14 protein-coding genes are annotated in these 15472 nt (G+C 62.6%); 11 read left to right on the top strand and 3 right to left on the bottom strand.

Annotation, left to right across the window (positions count from 1 at the left end; genetic code table 11):
* Positions 1-12 precede the first annotated feature (12 nt).
* From ilvD to EKN06_RS04490, 3 genes are read left to right on the top strand one after another with little or no spacing between them, the layout of a single operon-like run.
* Positions 13-1872, top strand: a complete 1860-nt coding sequence (gene ilvD, locus EKN06_RS04500; RefSeq protein WP_127611629.1) for a dihydroxy-acid dehydratase — start codon at positions 13-15, stop codon at positions 1870-1872.
* Positions 1869-3287 (top strand): NAD(P)H-hydrate dehydratase, encoded by a 1419-nt coding sequence (locus tag EKN06_RS04495; protein WP_127611628.1) that lies wholly within the window; start codon positions 1869-1871, stop codon positions 3285-3287. The genes ilvD and EKN06_RS04495 overlap by 4 nt, the downstream gene beginning before the upstream one ends.
* Positions 3284-4516 carry a class I SAM-dependent RNA methyltransferase gene (locus tag EKN06_RS04490; RefSeq protein ID WP_127611627.1) on the top strand — a complete coding sequence of 411 codons (1233 nt, stop codon included), beginning with the start codon at positions 3284-3286 and terminating at the stop codon, positions 4514-4516. The genes EKN06_RS04495 and EKN06_RS04490 overlap by 4 nt, the downstream gene beginning before the upstream one ends.
* On the opposite strand, the gene EKN06_RS04485 is transcribed toward EKN06_RS04490, so the two are convergent.
* Complete coding sequence (locus EKN06_RS04485) at positions 4509-4943, bottom strand: MAPEG family protein (protein WP_127611626.1); 435 nt, start codon at positions 4941-4943, stop codon at positions 4509-4511. The two genes, EKN06_RS04490 and EKN06_RS04485, sit on opposite strands and share 8 nt — an antisense overlap.
* Positions 4944-5120: 177 nt before the next feature.
* Here EKN06_RS04485 and EKN06_RS04480 point away from each other — a divergent pair, with 177 nt between their 5' ends.
* The 8 genes from EKN06_RS04480 to EKN06_RS04445 all read left to right on the top strand — a co-directional run bounded on the left by EKN06_RS04480 (position 5121) and on the right by EKN06_RS04445 (position 13303).
* Positions 5121-6332, top strand: coding sequence for a saccharopine dehydrogenase family protein (locus EKN06_RS04480; protein ID WP_127611625.1), 1212 nt, complete (start codon positions 5121-5123; stop codon positions 6330-6332).
* Positions 6333-6337: 5 nt separating this feature from the next.
* Positions 6338-6733 (top strand): hypothetical protein, encoded by a 396-nt coding sequence (locus EKN06_RS04475; protein ID WP_127611624.1) that lies wholly within the window; start codon positions 6338-6340, stop codon positions 6731-6733.
* Positions 6734-6752: 19 nt separating this feature from the next.
* Positions 6753-7934, top strand: a complete 1182-nt coding sequence (locus EKN06_RS04470; protein WP_127611623.1) for a carboxynorspermidine decarboxylase — start codon at positions 6753-6755, stop codon at positions 7932-7934.
* A gap of 515 nt (positions 7935-8449) precedes the next feature.
* A complete protein-coding gene (locus EKN06_RS04465) occupies positions 8450-9343 on the top strand; it encodes a helix-turn-helix domain-containing protein (protein ID WP_127611622.1) in 894 nt (297 codons plus the stop codon).
* A gap of 315 nt (positions 9344-9658) precedes the next feature.
* A complete protein-coding gene (locus tag EKN06_RS04460; RefSeq protein ID WP_127611990.1) occupies positions 9659-10861 on the top strand; it encodes an alanine racemase in 1203 nt (400 codons plus the stop codon).
* A gap of 70 nt (positions 10862-10931) precedes the next feature.
* Positions 10932-11567 carry a CPBP family intramembrane glutamic endopeptidase gene (locus EKN06_RS04455; protein ID WP_127611621.1) on the top strand — a complete coding sequence of 212 codons (636 nt, stop codon included), beginning with the start codon at positions 10932-10934 and terminating at the stop codon, positions 11565-11567.
* A 79-nt stretch (positions 11568-11646) separates the two neighbouring features.
* The gene (locus EKN06_RS04450) at positions 11647-12597 is read left to right on the top strand and encodes an NAD(P)H-dependent flavin oxidoreductase (RefSeq protein WP_127611620.1); all 951 of its coding nucleotides are present in this window, start codon (positions 11647-11649) and stop codon (positions 12595-12597) included.
* Between the two features lie 79 nt (positions 12598-12676).
* Positions 12677-13303 (top strand): CPBP family intramembrane glutamic endopeptidase, encoded by a 627-nt coding sequence (locus EKN06_RS04445; protein WP_164843928.1) that lies wholly within the window; start codon positions 12677-12679, stop codon positions 13301-13303.
* Positions 13304-13336: 33 nt separating this feature from the next.
* Here the strand turns inward: EKN06_RS04445 and EKN06_RS04440 are convergent, their stop codons facing one another.
* Both EKN06_RS04440 and hemA read right to left on the bottom strand, forming a co-directional pair.
* Complete coding sequence (locus EKN06_RS04440; RefSeq protein ID WP_127611618.1) at positions 13337-13987, bottom strand: hypothetical protein; 651 nt, start codon at positions 13985-13987, stop codon at positions 13337-13339.
* A 4-nt stretch (positions 13988-13991) separates the two neighbouring features.
* Positions 13992-15206 (bottom strand): 5-aminolevulinate synthase, encoded by a 1215-nt coding sequence (gene hemA / locus EKN06_RS04435; RefSeq protein WP_127611989.1) that lies wholly within the window; start codon positions 15204-15206, stop codon positions 13992-13994.
* Between the last annotated feature and the right edge of the window lie 266 nt (positions 15207-15472).

Raw genomic sequence — 15472 nt, 5'->3', positions numbered from 1 at the left:
GGAGCCTGCCACATGCCCGCCTATCGTTCACGCACATCGACCCACGGCCGCAACATGGCCGGCGCACGCGGCCTGTGGCGCGCGACGGGGATGAAGGACGACGACTTCGGCAAGCCGATCATCGCCATCTCCAATTCCTTTACGCAATTCGTGCCCGGTCATGTCCACTTGAAGGATCTGGGCCAGCTGGTCGCCCGCGAGATCGAGGCGGCAGGCGGCGTCGCCAAGGAATTCAACACCATCGCGGTCGATGACGGCATCGCGATGGGCCATGACGGCATGCTCTATTCGCTGCCCAGCCGCGACCTGATCGCGGACTCGGTCGAATTCATGGTCAACGCTCACTGCGCCGATGCGATCGTGTGCATTTCCAACTGCGACAAGATCACGCCCGGCATGCTGATGGCGGCGCTGCGGATCAACATCCCGGTCGTGTTCGTGTCGGGGGGCCCGATGGAAGCGGGCAAGGTGGTGCTGAACGGCAAGGAGCGCGCGCTCGATCTGGTCGATGCCATGGTCGCCGCCGCCGACGACAGCGTTTCGGACGAAGACGTCGCGGCGATCGAACGGTCGGCCTGTCCGACGTGCGGTTCGTGTTCGGGGATGTTCACGGCCAATTCGATGAACTGCCTGACCGAAGCGCTGGGCCTGTCGCTGCCGGGCAACGGTTCGGTGCTGGCAACGCATGCGGACCGCGAAAAGCTGTTCCTCGAAGCCGGGCGCGTCGCGGTGGATCTGTGCAAGCGTTATTACGAACAGGACGACGCATCGGTCCTGCCGCGCAATATCGCCAGTTTCGAAGCGTTCGAAAACGCGATGAGCCTCGATATCGCGATGGGCGGGTCGACCAACACCGTGCTCCATCTGCTGGCCGCAGCGCACGAAGGCGAGATCGATTTCACCATGGCGGACATCGACCGGCTTAGCCGCCGGGTCCCGTGCCTGTCCAAGGTCGCGCCGGCGAAGTCCGACGTGCACATGGAAGACGTCCACCGCGCCGGCGGTATCATGGCGATCCTTGGCGAGCTGGAGCGGGCAGGGCTGATCAACGCCGATTGCCCCACCGTGCACAGCCGCACGCTTGGCGAAGCGTTGGAACGCTGGGACGTCGGCCGGACGAACAGCGACAGCGTGCGCGAATTCTATGCCGCGGCGCCGGGCGGGGTGCCGACGCAAGTCGCGTTCAGCCAGAACCGCCGCTGGAAAGAGATCGACACCGACCGCGTCGGCGGCGTTATCCGCAATGCCGAAAACGCGTTCAGCAAGGATGGCGGTCTGGCCGTTCTTTACGGCAATATCGCCCGCGACGGGTGCATCGTGAAAACGGCGGGCGTCGATGAAAAGATCCTGACGTTCAAGGGCCCGGCCAAGGTTTTCGAAAGTCAGGAAGCGTCGGTCGTCGCCATCCTTGGCGGGCAGGTCGTGGCGGGCGACGTCGTCGTCATCCGCTACGAAGGGCCGCGCGGCGGGCCGGGGATGCAGGAAATGCTCTATCCCACCAGCTACCTGAAATCGAAGGGGCTGGGCGCGGACTGCGCGCTGATCACCGACGGGCGTTTTTCGGGCGGCACCAGCGGCCTGTCCATCGGCCATGCTTCGCCCGAAGCAGCCGAAGGCGGCGCCATCGGGTTAATCGAAGAAGGGGACATGATCGAGATCGACATCCCCAACCGCACGATCAACGTCGCCGTGTCGGACGAAGTGCTGGCCGAACGCCGCGCTGCGATGGTAGCGAAGGGCGATGCGGCATGGGCCCCGTCGCACCCGCGCCCGCGCAAGGTGTCGACCGCGCTCAAGGCCTATGCCCTGATGGCGACCAGCGCCGCACGCGGGGCAGTGCGCGATCTTTCGGGGCTTGTGCGCGTCCGATGATTTTCGCCGCTGCGGACCAGGTGCTGACCGTTTCGCAAATGGTCGCGGCGGAAGAGCGGCTGATGACGGCCGGAACCGACGTTCACGAACTGATGCAGCGGGCCGGGCGCGGCGCGGCGAAATATGTCTGGCGGACGAGCGCGGGCGCGCGACAAGGTTACGGCGTGACGGTGCTGTGCGGCCCCGGCAACAATGGCGGCGACGGTTATGTCATTGCCGAGGCGATCCGCGAACGGGGCGGCACGGTTCAGGTCGTTGCCGCCCGCGATCCGGGGACCGACGCGGCAAAGCGAGCAGCCTCCCTATATCGCGGCCCTATCGTCGGCGCAGTTCACGCGCGCGGCGGGATATTGGTCGACTGCCTGTTCGGAAGCGGATTGAACCGCCCGCTGTCCGATGAATTCGAAGCGCTGCTGTCCGGCTTGGCCGCGCGTCACGACCGCGCCATCGCCATCGACGTGCCTAGCGGGATCGACAGCGATACGGGTGCGCTGCTGGCGGGGAAGCTGCCGCACTATGCGCTGTGCATTGCGCTGGGCGCTTGGAAGCGGGCGCATTTCCTGATGCCCGCGATGGCTTGCTGGGATCTTGCGCGGCTGGTCGATATCGGCGCCGCCCGGGACGTTGCATCGGCAATTGCGGTCGGCAAACCGGTTCTGTCCGCGCCGGCGCGCGACGCGCACAAATACCGCCGCGGGCTGGTCGTCGTAATCGGCGGCGCGATGCCGGGCGCGGCGCTGCTCGCTTCTCGCGCGGCGGCGCATTGTGGCGCAGGCTACGTGAAATTGGTGGCCCGCGACGTGGCCGGCGCGCCAGACTGGCTGGTGGCTCATGAAACAGGCGACGGCGACCTTGCCGCCGCCTTGGCCGACGACAGGATCGCCGCGCTTCTGGTTGGTCCGGGGCTGGGGCGTGATGATAATGCTCGCGCGCGGTTGAATGCCGGGTTGGAAAGCGGGCGGCATCTGGTGATCGACGCCGACGGGCTGATGCTGCTGGAAGCGCCTGCGCACACAAGCCTTTCTGGCGCGATCCTGACACCGCACTACGGCGAAATGCTATGGCTTGAACGGCATTTCGGCTTGGCGACCGATGCGGCCAAGCCCGCGCGCGCGCTTGCGCTGGCCGAGGCAACGGGCGCCGTCGTCGTGGCCAAGGGGCCGGACACCGTCATCGCCGGACCCGGTGGCCAACTGTCGTTCGCGAGCAGTGCGCCAAGTTGGCTTTCGGTGGCCGGAACCGGCGACGTGCTCGCTGGCCTTTGCGCCGCGCGGCTGGCCGTCACCGTCGACGCCTGGACCGCAGCGAACGAAGCCGTTTGGCTTCATGCCGAGGCTGCACGCCGAGCCGGCCCCGCTTTTCATGCCGGCGATCTTGCCGACGCTATACGCCCTGCGCTGGAATCCTGCTTGTGACCGAATCCCTTGTAACCGAAAACGAAACCATCTTGCGCATCGCGGCCAAGGGCGACGGCATCACCGCATCGGGTCGCCATGTGGCACGGAGCGCGCCGGGCGACATCGTCGCGCCCGACGGGGCGATCACGCCGGGGCCGCACCATGCAACGCCGCCCTGCCGCCATTTCCCCAAGTGCGGCGGATGCCAGTTGCAACAGCTGGACGAGGAAAGCTGGACGGATTTCGTGCGCGACAGGGTCGCCAATGCCGCCGAGGGGCAGGGGCTGAAACCTGTGTATTTCGAACAGCCGCATCTGTCGCCCCCACACAGCCGCCGGCGTGCGACACTGCATGCCGAAGGGCGTGGCAAATCGGTGCGCATCGGTTTTCGCGAAGGGCGCAGCCATGCCATCGTCGACATGCAGGAATGCACGATCATGTCGCCCGCACTGTTCGCCATGGTCGCGCCGTTACGCCGCTATTTCGCCAGCCTTGGCCGCAAGAAGCTGTCTGCAGACGTGCATATGACGCTGACGGACAAGGGCGTGGACTGCAATGTCAAGGGTTTCGTGCCCGATGGCCTTGCCGAAACGGAAGCCTTGCTTGAATTTGCGCAAGGCAGCGGCCTTGCCCGCCTGACCATGGACGACGGCTATGGCCCCGAAACGCATTGGGAGCCGGAGCCGGTGACCGTGACACTAGGCGGCGTGCCGGTCCCATTGCCGCCCGGAAACTTCCTTCAGCCCACGGTGGAGGGGGAGGCCGCATTGACTGATGCGGTGCGTGAATGGCTGGCCGGGGCGAAACGGGTCGCAGACCTGTTTTCAGGTCTCGGCACCTTTGCCTTCGCGCTTTCCGACCGTGCCAAGGTGTTCGCCGCAGAAGGTGCGCGCGATGCGCATTTCGCCTGCAAGTCGGCGGCGGGTACGGCGCAGCGACAGGTTTTCGCCCAGCACCGCGACCTGTTCCGCAACCCGCTGATGGGCGAAGAACTGGACAAGTTCGACGCCGTCGTGCTCGATCCCCCGCGCGCCGGGGCAAGGGAGCAGGTCGCCCGCCTTGCCGAAAGCTGCGTCCCGCGCATCTGTTATATCAGCTGCAACCCGGCCAGTTGGGCCAAGGATGCCGCGATGCTGGTCGCCGCGGGATACAGGCTCGAACGGCTGCGCCCGGTCGGCCAGTTCCGCTGGTCCACCCATGTCGAACTGGCCAGCCTTTTCGTGCGCGAGGACCCGGTCGTCAGTTAAGCACCGACAACAGCGACCGGAACGCAAGGATCGTCATCACCAGGGTGGATGCGATGAACAGGAATGCGCGGATTTTCACGACGTTGATGCGGGCCTGATAGACCGAATGCACGATGCGGATCAGCAGGTATGCCCATGCGAGCGTAAAATCGTATCCGGTCGGCCCGCCAATCGCGAGTATCACGCAGGCCGCATAATAGACGGTCGGCTGTTCCATCAGGTGCATGTAATTGTGTGCCGGCCAGTCGTTGCGGCCCGGCGGCAGTTGCGACCACAGATCGGGTCCGCGCGCGCCCACCGGCAGCTTGTCCAGACCGGTCTTCATGGCGGAAAACGTGCCCGCGCGGTGGATCAGCATCCATAGCGCCATCACCATCGTCCAGCAGACGAGCAGAGCCGCAGGTATCAGGATCGCTTTGTCGGGCATATTTTTTCCTTCCCCAGTCCGAGATAATCACATGTCCGGACGCGCCGTGATGCGTTGCCTCCGGCCGCTTGTCCAGTGGCAGGCTCGGCATGTCGCTCTCATCGCTTGTCCTGTCATGAACCGGGACTATATCCACCGCCAATGCATTATGGTCCCTAAAGATACGGGAGACGAATTTTGAGCAAGGTTCTGGTAATCGGTGCAGGCGGTGTCGGTTCGGTCGCGGTCCACAAGATGGCGATGAACACGCAGATCTTTTCCAGCATCGCGCTGGCCAGCCGGACGGTTTCCAAGTGCGAGGCGATTGCCGCGTCGGTGCTCGAACGCACCGGCGTTACGGTTGATACTTATCAGATCGACGCCGACGACGTGGCGGCCACGACCGACCTTCTGGAAAAGGTGCGCCCCGATCTCGTTGTGAACCTCGCGCTGCCGTATCAGGATCTGAACATCATGGACGCGTGCCTGAACGCAGGCGTCGATTATATGGATACCGCCAACTACGAACCGATCGACGAGGCGCGGTTCGAGTACAAGTGGCAGTGGGAATACCACGACCGGTTCAAGGAAGCCGGTCTGATGGCGTTGCTGGGTTCGGGTTTCGATCCCGGCGTGACCAGCGTGTTCGCGATGTGGCTGAAGAAGCACAAGCTTGCGACCATCCGGACACTTGACATCCTAGATTGCAATGGCGGTGATCACGGACAGGCGTTCGCCACCAACTTCAATCCCGAAATCAACATTCGCGAAGTGACCGCGCCCGCCCGGCACTGGGAAAACGGCACCTTCGTCGAGACCCCTGCGATGGGGGTGAAGAAGGAATTCGATTTCGAGGCGGTCGGCGCCAAGAACATGTACATGATGTACCACGAGGAACTGGAAAGCCTTGCGAAGTTCGTGCCCGAAATGGAACGCGCACGGTTCTGGATGACGTTCGGCGACGAATACATCAAGCACCTTACCGTGCTGCAGAACGTGGGCATGACCCGCATCGATCCGGTCATGTACAACGGCGTGGAAATCGTGCCTCTGCAATTCCTGAAAGCCGTCCTGCCAGAACCTGCGTCGCTTGGCCCCACGACCAAGGGCAAGACCAACATCGGCGATATCGCGACCGGAGAGGCGCTGGACGGATCCGGTGAAAAGACGTTCTACATCAAGAACATCTGCGACCACGAAGACGCCTATGCCGAAACCGGCAATCAGGCTGTCAGCTATACCACCGGCGTGCCGGCGATGATCGGCGCGGCGATGGTGCTGACGGGCAAGTGGAAGGGTGAGGGCGTGTTCAACATCGAACAGTTCGATCCAGATCCCTTCATGGACATGCTCAACGAACATGGTCTTCCGTGGACGGTCGAGGAACTTCCTGCGCCGTTGCCGTTTTAACCGGCATGCGCGCTATTCTCCTCGCTTCGCTGCTCGCCTTCTCGCTGGGCGGCTGCGTCCAGTCGTCGGCGCAAGAGCCCGGTTCCGCCACGGACGAGGCATCGCCGACTTCCGGCCCCATGTCGACAGTCCCCGTGGACGCTGCCGCTTGCAAGGCGGCTGGCGGCGTCGTTGACCGGCGGGGCAGGGGGCAGTTTGAAATGTGCGTTCACCCCTATGCCGATGCAGGCACGGCCTGCACTGACAATCAGCAGTGCGACGGGAAATGCGTAACCGCTGCGAGCGACGAGACCGCCACTGATGGCGAGATCGTGGGCCAGTGCCAGGCAGACGATGCGCTGTTCGGATGTTTTGCCGAAGTAGTCGACGGCAAGCGCGTTCGCGCGATCTGCATCGACTGATCCTAAGGGGAAAGACCAGATGGAAACCCGCGCGGGCGATCCCGGCGCATTTGTGCGCTTTGACTTGAACTTAGTCGATTCGCCAGCCTTCGTGGTCGACGCGGCCAAACTGCGTGAAAACCTGCGCATATTGGCCGACATTCGCGACCGGGCAGGGATCAAGGTGCTTTCGGCGCTCAAGGCCTTTTCGATGTGGTCGCTTGCGCCGACGATTGGCGAATACCTCGACGGGGTGTGCACGTCTGGCCTGTGGGAAGCGTTGCTGGCGGCCGAACACTACGATGGCGAGATCGCGACATATTGCGCCGCGTTCAAGGAAGAGGACATGGAAGAGGTGCTTCGCCTCTCCGATCATGTGATCTTCAACACGCCGATGCAGCACGAACGGTTCAAGGAACACATTCTGCTGTCGCGCAATCGCGGCAATCACTTCGACGTGGGCCTGCGCATCAATCCCCTTCATGCAGAGGGGGAGGTTCCACGTTACGACCCGTGCGCTCCGCATTCGCGTCTGGGCTTTCCGATCGACCAGCTGAGCGAAGAGCATCTGGAAGGTATCGACGGCATCCATTTCCACACCTTGTGCGAGCAGGGCTTCAAACCACTGAAGCGCACGTGGGAAGCCTTGCTGCCATGGATCGAGGACGTGATCCCCGACCTGAAGTGGCTGAATTTCGGCGGCGGGCATCATATTACCCGATCGGACTACGAGCGTGACGAACTGGTCCGCTTCCTGATCGACGTCCGCGACACGACGGGGTGTGAAATCTACATGGAGCCGGGCGAAGCTGTGGCGTTGGATGCGGGAATCCTCGTCGGCACGCTGCTCGATACGCACTGGAACGGAATGCCGCTGGGCATCACCGATATATCGGCGACCTGCCACATGCCGGACGTGATCGAAGCGCCCTATCGGCCCGCGATGCTGGGTGAACTGCCCGAAGAAGCAGGAGTCGATCCGATCCGGCTGGGCGGGCCGTCGTGCCTTGCCGGCGATATCATCGGCGATTACCGCCTGCCGGTGAAGCCAGAGCCGGGCGCGCGCTTCGCGTTCCTCGACCAGGCGCATTATTCGATGGTGAAAACCAACACGTTCAACGGCGTGCCCCTGCCCTCGATCTGGCTGTGGGACAGCGAAACCGGCATGCTCGATAAAGTCGCAAGCTTCGGCTACGACGCGTTCCGCGATCGCCTTAGCTAGACCGCGATTTCGGGAAATAATGCGGGTCGGAACCGTCGAAATTGGCGGAGCGATGCGCAGTCGGGTTGCCGTTCGGTTTTCACCATTCAGCCACTGAAACGCTGAACCACCGTCCGGACAAACGGGGTAAGCGCCTTCAATTCAACCCTCGACCACGAACCGCTCACGCCAATCCGTGTCGGCCAGGTGCGAATCGATCAGGCCATAGGCCCTTGTCGCCATCGCGCAGGCTGCAATCGCATCCTCCTCGCCACAGAATTGTCAGCGTTGGAACAGGCGCCGGCAATTCAAGCAGCAGTGCCGAACCAAAAATCCGGCACCGCATGCATTCGTCATCATGTCCTAAGAGCACGACCGGGCTGCGACCCGACGATACCAATCCCCCAATCGGTATCGCAACGCGCGTAATCTTCGCATTGAAATATCTCGATAACGAGTTGCATCGAAGTGCGCATTTAGTTGCAACCAGTCTGCAACCAGGTTGCATTGTTGCGCAAACGAGTTACTTTCGCCCCATGGAACGTGTTCCCGATCTCGCCGCAAAACTCGTCATGTTGTTGAAAGCCAGCTCGCTCAGCCGCGTTGGGCTCGCCCAGGAAGTGGGTGTCGACAAATCGCTGGTCGGGCGATGGGCAAACGGAGCGATCCACCCTGGTGAACATAATCTCGCCAAGCTGACGACCATATTTCGCAAGCACTTCCCCGCGCTGACGCTTGCCGACTGGTATCGGGAGCGAGAGGCGCTGGCGCATCGCATCGGCATAGCCGAGCGCAACGATCAGATAACCGACGTTGTGATGAGCGCCGACGGGCCCTTCGCCAAGATCGTGGCCACCTCCGCACCTGAAATCGCGTACAAGACCCAGACCTACGAAGGTTTCTGGCGGACGACACGGCCATCGGTGGTGATGCCGGGCGAACTGTTTCACGATTACGGGATGTTCCGGGCAAACGACAAGGGCATGATCGATGTCGTTATGGAAGGGGCAGGGCTCACTTTCACCGGCTGGATGTTCCCGATGGCTGGCAACCTTTACGTCTTCCTGTTCGATCCGGTCGGTCGCACACCGCTGATCGTATTGATGAAGGGTGTCACGCTGCCGCGCGCGACCTCGATCGAAGGATTGCTGCTGTTGTCGGCGCTCGACACCCAACGAACACCCGCCGCAGTGCCGGTGGTGCTCGAACGACTAGGCGATCTGAGCGGCGATCGCGATGCCGACGATCGGCGTCTGCGCGAAATAATCGACACCCAGCCAGAACCTCTTTTCCCGTTGGGCGAAGCAACCTTGCGCAAATGCTGTTACCGCGATGTTGGCCCGATCGCGGCGAACGAGGGCGGCGACTTGTACATGATGGTGTCCCGGGCGCTGTCGCAAGGCACGACTTCGAACGGTTTGCACGGCTGATCTGGCAAAGCGCCGGACAGAGCAGTCCACCGCATCTGACACACATCCTGCGGCTTGCGGCGGAACGGCTTGGTGCAGCAATCCGTTCGATTGGCATGTGTCCAGATTGATCAGTTTCCGGACAGGCGACGTTTGCGCGATTGCGCATCCGTAGGGGATATTTGTCACCGATCTGTCACCAAAAACCCGGGCTCGAACCGCGATTTAAACTTGCAGTTCATCACCGCTGGCTTATATGCGCCCCTCGCTGCCCCAAGGGGACTTCCAAACCGCAAGGCAGCTTTTTTGAACGAACCGTTTTGGGGGTCCCTTGAATTGCACATTCATCCCGACGCCACTGCTGTAGTCCGCGACCTCGCTCCGGACGAACCGGTCATCCTCAATCGCCCGCACGCCGCTGCGCGGGCGGCCCGCTTCTTTGTGGAGAAGTTTCCGGGCAAGGTGCTCTATGCGGTGAAGGCCAACCCTTCGGCAGAGCTGCTGCGGATCCAGTGGGAATCGGGCGTCACGCACTACGACGTTGCCTCCATCGCCGAAGTGCGGCTGGTGCGCGAAACGCTCCCTGAGGCGACACTTTGCTTCATGCACCCGGTAAAGACCGAGCGTGCGATCGAAGAGGCTTATTTCCAGCACGGGTGCAAGACCTTCAGCCTCGATTCGGTTGAAGAGCTCGAGAAGATCGCGCGTGCGACGAAGGACGCCACGGACCTGCGCCTTTGTGTGCGGCTTCGCGTGTCTTCCGAATATTCGGAGCTCTCGCTCGCGGCCAAGTTCGGCGTCGAACTGACCGATGCGGCCAGTTTGCTGCAGGCAACCCGGCAGGTCGCCGACTGGCTGGGCGTGTGTTTCCACGTCGGGTCTCAGGCGATGACCCCGTTCGCCTATGTTCAGGCGCTGGAGCGCGTGCGCGCGGCTATCGCCGAAGCCAGCGTCGTCATCGACATGATCGATGTCGGCGGAGGCTTTCCGTCGGTCTATCCGGGCATGGAGCCGCCGCCGCTCGAAGACTACTTCAAGATCATCCACCAGCACTTCTATGCGCTGCCCATCGCCTATAACGCAGAACTGTGGTGCGAGCCCGGCCGTGCGCTCTGCGCGGAATACAATTCGATGATCGTGCGCGTGGAAAAGCGCCGCGGCAACGAACTGTTCGTCAACGACGGTGCCTATGGCGCACTGTTCGATGCCGCCCATATCGGCTGGCGTTTTCCGGTTCGCCGCATCGCGGCCGACGGCGCGGCAGGCAACGACGTTGAGGCGGAGGATTTCGCTTTTTATGGCCCGACCTGCGACGACGCCGATTACATGGAAGGCCCCTTCCAGCTGCCCGGCGACATCAAGGCGGGCGACTATATCGAAGTCGGGATGCTCGGCGCCTATGGCGCGGCCATGCGCACCGGGTTCAACGGTTTCGGAACCGGCCCCGTGGCGGTCGTGTCGGACGAACCAATGAGCAGCCTCTATCGCGGGGACCGTGAAGATCCGCGCGTTTCGGACAATGTCGTCTCGCTTCGCTGACGCTTTTTGCTGCATGTGATTTCCTGAAGCGGTAAGGCCCTGTTAGCCTTGCCGCTTTAGGACGTCCGCCATGTCTTCGACCCCCGCCAAGGCTCTTGCCTCTCTGCTGGCCGCGATTGCGTGCCTGATGCCGCTCTTGCCCGTCCTGCTCTGGCCGGGGATGGGTATTCTTGCATCCATCGCGCTTGCGGTGATCGGGCTGGCATTCTTCGCAAGCTCGCGCAAACCGACGCTGGCGATGGTGTGGAGAGGACGTTTGCCGTCCATCGCCGTCGGCATGGCGGTAGGGGCCGCGCTGGCATGGTGTATCGCCAATTTCGTGCGCCCGCTGGTCGAAGGCTGGTTCGGTCGCGGTATCGATATCAGCGGGCGGGAGCAGGTGGCGGGCAATCCGCTCGTTTTCGCCATAACGCTCGCGATCGCGCTGGGCAGTGCCATAGTCGAGGAAGTGATCTTTCGCGGTTATGTCGTGGGCTGGGGCTCGCACGTTTTCGGCAAAGGTTTCGCGCCGCTGCTGATGTTGTTGTCGAGCGTGGTGTTCGGCTGGGCGCATATGGGTTACGGCATGGCCGGCGCGGTCGTGACCGGGATTGCCGGGTTCGTGTTGGGCACGCTTTATCTCTTGTGCGATCGACGGGTCTTGCCGCCGATTGTCGCTCACATGACTTTCAACGCGATCGGCGCCACGGCCCTGTTCATGTCCTGACACTTGCGCCGGCGTTCTCAGGCGGGCACCACATCGGTGCTAACTTCAAACGTACCGCCAGTGGAGATCGCGTCCGCCCATGTCGCTGCCCGAAATTCTTGCCCGCCGGCTGAAGCTGCCGGTCATCGCCTCGCCGATGTTCATCGTTTCCCAGATCGATCTCGTGCTGGCGCAATGCCGCGCCGGGGTGGTTGGAGCCTTCCCCTCGCTCAACGCGCGCAAGGAGGGCGAGTTCGAGCATTGGCTGGAACGGCTGAACAGCGAACTGACCGAAGAAGACGCGCCCTATGCGGTCAATCTGATCGTCCATCGCAGCAATCCGCACGTCGAAGCGGACCTGGCGCTTTGCGTGAAGCACAAAGTCCCCATCGTCATCAGCTCGCTCGGTGCGCAGACTTACGTCAACGAAGCGGTCCATTCCTATGGCGGCCTCGTCCTGCATGACATCATCAACGACCGCTTTGCGCGCAAGGCCATCGAGAAGGGCGCCGACGGCCTGATCGCAGTCGCTGCCGGAGCAGGTGGGCACGCCGGCACAATCTCGCCCTTCGCCCTGATCGGCGAAATCCGCCAGTGGTTCGATGGGGCGGTCGCGCTATCCGGCTCCATCGCCACCGGTGACGCCGTGCTGGCGGCGCAGGCGATGGGAGCGGACCTTGCCTATATCGGTTCGGCCTTCATCGCGACCGAGGAAGCGGTGGCGGTCCCGGAATACAAGCAGATGCTCGTCGATTCCAACTCTGCCGACATCGTCTATTCGGACTATTTCACCGGCATTCCCGGCAATTACCTGCGCCCGTCGATCGTCCGGGCAGGGATGGACCCGGACAAGCTGGGCGCGCCCGATCCCGCCGCCATGGATTTCGCCGCGGCAACGGACGAAAAAGCCTCTGCCAAGGCGTGGAAGGACATCTGGGGCAGCGGACATGGCATCGGCGCGGTCGATGCCGTGGTCCCGGCGCGAGAGCGTGTGGCCAAGCTCGCGCGCGAATACGAGGCTGCGAGACAAAGGATTTGCGCGGCGGATTAGGCGCCGGGCCAGTTCGGGCTATAATGGCCGCCGCGCACGGTGGGTCGCGACGATACCGGGCGAGGGAAAGGGCACGACCATGCCGATACGCGAAAACCGCAGCCTTCAGGTTGGCATGCTTGGCGCAGTGCTGGTCTCCGCAGCCATCGTGCCGGGGATCGGAGTCTTGTTCGCACTGGCCTGCGTCGTCCTGTCGCTGGTGCTGTTCCCGGCCTCTCGCGGGCCGACATTCGCGATGGCTTGGCGTTCGCCGGCCCTGTCGGTGCTGTTCGGCACGATCGTGGGTGTCATGACGGGCCTTACCTTCAGCCTTGTCATCGAACCGCTGCTGGCGGCGTGGACCGGCGATCCCGTCGATCTTTCCGATTTCGACGCGGTCCGGGGCAATATGCGGAACTATCTGATCCTGATGGCCGTCGGGCTGGGGTTCGGCGGCGTGGTCGAAGAAATCGTGTTCCGCGGTCATGTGATCGGCTGGGGGCGCAAGGTGTTCGGAGAGCAGGTGGCACTGCCGCTGGCGATCGTGTCGGCCTGCGTGTTCGGGATCGCGCACATGTATCAGGGATGGTCGGGCGTCCTTTCGACCGGGGCGATCGGACTGATCTTCGGCCTGCTCTATGTCGCGTGTGGTTGCCGCCTGTTGCCCTGCATCGCCGCGCACATGGCTACAAACGCGGTCGGCATCACGCTGATTTATCTCGGCTAATTTCTGACAGGGGTCACTCGTGCCCCTCAGGCGTCAAATACGCCGCTCCCACAGGTCCAGGTTGAACCACTGGCACTTCAGGTCGGGCCGCGCATCGGCCAATCGCAGGAAGTCTTCCTTTTGCGCCAGGAAACGGGCGCAGTGAAAATCGACCAGGTTCCGGCAGGTTATCAGCGGGCCAAGATCCTTGTCCTCAAGCCTTACGTTGGTCAGCGTCAGCTTGCGGAAAGCGAAACCGTCGAGCGGTTCGAGGCTCTTCACTTTTTGCGCGGTATTGATCGATCCATCGATGCCGAGCACGTCCAGCCGGTCACGCAGAGGCCGCAACCACGTCAGGTCGAACAGGTGTTTCGCATTCTCGATATCGAGCTCGACAAGCTTGGGGAGGCGCGTCAGAGGCGCGAAGTCGGTCACGTTGCGTGGGGAATCGAGCCTCAGCTTGCGGAGCTTCTTTAGCGCGACGATGCCCGAAATATCGGTCGCCGTGATAGGCCATTCCATCGTGAGTTCTTCGAGGTTCGCCAGTTGGACGATTTCGTCGAAGAAAGCCTGATCGACCGCGCTTGCGCAAAGAGAACGCAAGCGGATGCGGGTCGCTATGCCGACATGCGACTTTTTTTCGCGACGATGAGTGCCGGACGTCGCATCAAGTCCGATGCCGACCAGATCGTCGGGATCGCCCAAAACGTCAGGCCGCCAGCCTGAGTTCCATGCGTTCCCAGATTTCGCGCAGCGCGGCGACCAGGTCGGTCATCATTTGCCGCGTGTGCGCCGGCCCGGGGGTGAAGCGCAAGCGCTCGGTCCCGCGGGGCACGGTCGGGAAATTGATCGGCTGGACGTAGACGCCATATTCGGCGAGCAGGATGTCGCTGATCTTCTTCGCCCGCACCGGATCGCCCACCATCAATGGAACGATATGCGTGGTCGAATCCATGACCGGCAGCCCTGCGTCGCGCATCGCCTGCTTCAGGAATGCGGCCGAAGCCTGCTGCCCCTCGCGTTCAACGCTGCTGCTCTTCAGATGCTTCACGCTGGCCAGAACGCCCGCGACCAGCACCGGCGAAAGCGAAGTCGTGAAAATGAACCCCGGCGCATAGCTGCGCACACAGTCGATGATCTTCCGATCCGCTGCGATATAGCCGCCCATCACGCCGAACGCCTTGCCCAGCGTGCCTTCGATGATGTCGATGCGGTGTGCGGCCTTGTCCCGTTCGGAAATGCCGCCGCCGCGTGCGCCGTACATGCCGACCGCGTGGACTTCGTCGATGTAGGTCAGGGCGTTGTACTTGTCCGCAAGGTCGCATATCGCGTGGATGGGGGCGACATCGCCGTCCATCGAATAGACGCTTTCGAACGCGATCAGCTTGGGCACCGCTTCATCTTCGGCGGCGAGCAGTTCTTCAAGGTGTTCGAGGTCGTTGTGACGGAACACGCGCTTTGCGCAGCCCGAATTGCGGATGCCCGCGATCATGCTGGCGTGGTTCAGCTCGTCGGAAAAGATCACGCAGCCCGGCAGCAGCTTGCCCAGCGTCGACAGCGTCGTGTCGTTGGAGACGTAGCCGCTGGTAAACAACAGCGCGCCTTCCTTGTCGTGAAGATCGGCCAGCTCGTGCTCAAGCTCGATATGGTAATGCGTGTTGCCGCCGATGTTGCGCGTGCCGCCAGACCCTGCGCCGACGTCGTGCAACGCCTTTTCCATCGCTTCCACGACCTTGGGATGCTGGCCCATGGCGAGGTAGTCATTCGAACACCACACGGTGATCGGCTTTGGCCCGTTGTGTCCGGCAAAGCAGCGCGCATTGGGGTAGGAACCCTTGTTGCGCAGGATGTCGATGAAAACGCGGTACCGGCCCTCTGTATGGAGCCGTTCGATTGCCTGATCGAAAACCTGATCGTAGTTCACAGAAGCGCTTCCGTAATTATTCGAATGGCCAGCGGCGCAATGGACGGCATCCGGGTCAACCAGCCGAAGCCCGTCCTGTCCTTGGCGCCCATAGTCCATCGAACCTCTCCTTGCAAAAACTTTGCGTCGCCGGGATCGGCCGGCTCTATGAATTTCTTGCCCGCCGCGCCGAAAACGATCGGTCCAGCCGCCGTTCGCCCATTCGGCACGGGCTACCCTGACGTCTCTTGCCCGCCCATGGCTATCGCTTCCTTGCGCGAGGTCAA

Source organism: Croceicoccus ponticola (assembly GCF_004004515.1).
Taxonomy (GTDB): Bacteria; Pseudomonadota; Alphaproteobacteria; order Sphingomonadales; family Sphingomonadaceae; genus Croceicoccus; species Croceicoccus ponticola.
This window is presented reverse-complemented; position numbering and strand designations above follow the sequence as displayed.

Excerpts from the sequence above, each read along its gene's own strand:
- EKN06_RS04485 (WP_127611626.1), bottom strand. The coding sequence starts at position 4,943 with ATGCCCGACAAAGCGATCCTGATACCTGCGGCTCTGCTCGTCTGCTGG.
- EKN06_RS04465 (WP_127611622.1), top strand. The coding sequence starts at position 8,450 with ATGGAACGTGTTCCCGATCTCGCCGCAAAACTCGTCATGTTGTTGAAA.
- EKN06_RS04455 (WP_127611621.1), top strand. The coding sequence starts at position 10,932 with ATGTCTTCGACCCCCGCCAAGGCTCTTGCCTCTCTGCTGGCCGCGATT.
- EKN06_RS04445 (WP_164843928.1), top strand. The coding sequence starts at position 12,677 with ATGCCGATACGCGAAAACCGCAGCCTTCAGGTTGGCATGCTTGGCGCA.
- EKN06_RS04495 (WP_127611628.1), top strand. The coding sequence starts at position 1,869 with ATGATTTTCGCCGCTGCGGACCAGGTGCTGACCGTTTCGCAAATGGTC.
- EKN06_RS04450 (WP_127611620.1), top strand. The coding sequence starts at position 11,647 with ATGTCGCTGCCCGAAATTCTTGCCCGCCGGCTGAAGCTGCCGGTCATC.
- EKN06_RS04470 (WP_127611623.1), top strand. The coding sequence starts at position 6,753 with ATGGAAACCCGCGCGGGCGATCCCGGCGCATTTGTGCGCTTTGACTTG.
- ilvD (WP_127611629.1), top strand. The coding sequence starts at position 13 with ATGCCCGCCTATCGTTCACGCACATCGACCCACGGCCGCAACATGGCC.
- EKN06_RS04475 (WP_127611624.1), top strand. The coding sequence starts at position 6,338 with ATGCGCGCTATTCTCCTCGCTTCGCTGCTCGCCTTCTCGCTGGGCGGC.